The organism is Frankia sp. R82 (assembly GCF_023716925.1).
Taxonomy (GTDB): Bacteria; Actinomycetota; Actinomycetes; order Frankiales; family Frankiaceae; genus Frankia.
Genome location: NZ_JAMQQG010000146.1, coordinates 1 through 1,693, shown reverse-complemented (window position 1 = coordinate 1,693; position 1,693 = coordinate 1). Strand labels below are relative to the sequence as shown.

General features: G+C 73.8%; 1 protein-coding gene. It reads right to left on the bottom strand.

What is annotated here, in order from left to right:
* Positions 1-71: 71 nt before the first annotated feature.
* The coding region (locus tag ND747_RS16240; protein WP_251734453.1) for a beta-ketoacyl synthase at positions 72-1,693 on the bottom strand (1,622 nt) is incomplete at its 5' end.

Sequence of the window (1,693 nt, the reverse complement as noted above, 5' to 3'; positions counted from 1 at the left end):
GGCGACCGCGGTCGCCGGGGCTGGCACACCGGGTGTGCCGAGGGCAGGGGTGGGCTGGGGGGGCGTCACGGTCACCATGACGGGGCTCCGTCCACGCGCAGCTCGACGGCGATGTCGGTCATCTCGTAGATCCGCAGGCCGGGCTTCCAGACGCTGGCGTCGGCGGTGACCCGCACCCGTCCCGGGCCGCGGCGCACCGCCTTGATGTGCGCCTCGAGACGGGTCTCGCCGTCGGTGGGCAGGAACTGGCCGCGGTACTTCCAGGCGAACGGCGCGCCGACCGGCAGGATGAACCCCGCCTCGCCCGGCCCGGCCAGCAGGTCGGCGGCGTGCGGCGAGGCGAGCAGCCATTCCTGCAGCGCCTGGATGACCGACTCGACGCCGAGCGAACCGGGGATGACCGGGTCAAGGGTGAAGTGGCGGGCGAAGAACCAGTCGTCCGGATCGATCGGGCGCACCGCGTGCAGGTAGCCCTCGCCGTAGCGACCGCCGCCGTCAACGACGTCGACGCTGTCGAGCAGGGCCAGATGGTCGCGGGCGACCAGGCGCGCGGCCGGGTCGGCGCGGCGGGCGGCGACGTCCAGGGTCCGGGTCGCCGGACGTGGTGACGTGGCGTCCAGCCAGGTCGGAACGAACGCGCCGGCGTCCAGGCCGGTCTGGTTGGCCAGCGCGGCGTCGCTGAAGTAGCCGAACAGCGTCTCGCCCTCGTAGAACGGCTCGCCGTCGGCGAACAGGGTGTAGCCGAAGTTCTGCAGCGACGAGCCGGGCATGTCGGTGGTGGACAGCAGCCGGGAGTGCTGGCGGATCGTCACGTCGCGCAGGTCGATCTCGCGCAGCACCGTCGCGGTGCCGCCGAGGTTGCGCAGGCTCACCACCGCGTCCGGATCGCCGAGGGTGGCGCCCAGGTAGTAGCCGACCATCAGCGCGGCCTGCAGCGACGTCTCCATGTAGACGCAGTTCGGCATGGACGCGTTGGCCGTGTCGGCGAAGTACCAGCTGTCGGCGGGCGCGTCGTACTCGGTGATGTGCCACGCCCCGCCGGCGAGCGTCGCCGGATCCCCGCGGGTGCCGTGCAGGTCGAGGACCCGGTCGACGAGCAGCAGACCGCCGGACGGCAGCCGGGTCGCCTTGCGTCCGGTGTAGCCGGCGAACTCGGGGCCGAGCGCGACGGCCTGGTCGCCGCGGCAGAAGTGCGCCATGTGGAACTCGGACAGCATCGCCCGGTCGCCGTACCGGTTGCGCCGGCCCAACCAGCTGGTCGGACGTCCGCCCCGGGCCGGCCCGACCGGCTGCCCGTCGCCCTCGCGCAGCCCGACGACCACATCGTCGACCCGGGCCAGCACGTCCCCGATCGTCGTGGTGGCGCCGTCGGAATGCAGGCGGCGCAGCTCGACGTCCGCCCGCAGCCACGGCCGCGGCACCAGGTCGAGATCTGCGATCTCGACGACCAGCACCACGTCCTCGGCCGCCGCGCCGCCGCCGATGGACCCGCCACCGGGCACACCGCCGACGAGCCGCGGTCCGCCGTCGTCGGCAGCCTGCCCGGACGCGGCGGCGTTGTCGACGAAGTGCGCATGCGGCAGGCACAGGTGCAGTCCGACGTACACCGCGAACAGCCGGGTCACCCTGGCCGCCGCGCTCAGCCTCACCCGGGCGCAGTACGTGGAGGTCGCCGAGCTGCTGGGGGCGTCCC